A 653-nucleotide genomic window follows, 5' to 3' on the forward strand; every position below is an offset into this window, starting at 1 on the left:
CGTCATATATGGACCCACCCGTTTTGCAAGTGATTTCGAAGCGTTGATAAACAAATTCATTGCCTTCATATATCCGGCTTGTGAACCGGGTGTTTTATATACCCGCAGCCCTAATGCAATTAGCTAACTACTTTAACTTTATCATTCCGACGGCTTCTAAAGAGCCAATGACGAGTTCAGTTTTAAAGTAGTACAGTCTGACTGTTTATCATTATTTCAAAATCTTTCGCAAATTGTGGTGAGTTTGTTTAACTCGGTGTTACTTACTACTAAAATTAATCAGTTAATTTTGAATCGTATGACTTTGTTATGCAGCATATTCGAGTCGGTAATCTTCTTCATTTGCGATGACCGACCAGGCTATTCTGGCGAGCTTATTGGCCAGAGCCACACATGCTACATTGCTATGCTTTCTACACTTTAATTCGTAAGCCCAGCGGCTTAATTTATCATCTTTACCGTCAACATATTGCAAGGCAGCCCGTGCTCCATGTATCAGTGACGACCTCAAGTGAGGATTCCCTTTTTTCGTGATGCCAGACAGCATGGTTTTGCCACCACTTGAGTTTTGCCTTTGTGTTAATCCGCACCAAGCAGCAAAATGTCGACCATTATGAAACATTTTTCCGTCACCTATGGACGCATATAGTTCT

1 protein-coding gene is annotated in these 653 nt (G+C 40.9%); it reads right to left on the minus strand.

Annotation, left to right across the window (positions count from 1 at the left end; genetic code table 11):
• Positions 1–307 precede the first annotated feature (307 nt).
• Positions 308–653, minus strand: a 346-nt coding sequence (locus H5202_RS23590; RefSeq protein WP_182774137.1) for a transposase, incomplete at its 5' end; no start/stop codon positions are given.

The organism is Shewanella sp. SG41-4 (assembly GCF_014164505.1).
In the GTDB taxonomy this organism is placed as follows: domain Bacteria; phylum Pseudomonadota; class Gammaproteobacteria; order Enterobacterales; family Shewanellaceae; genus Shewanella.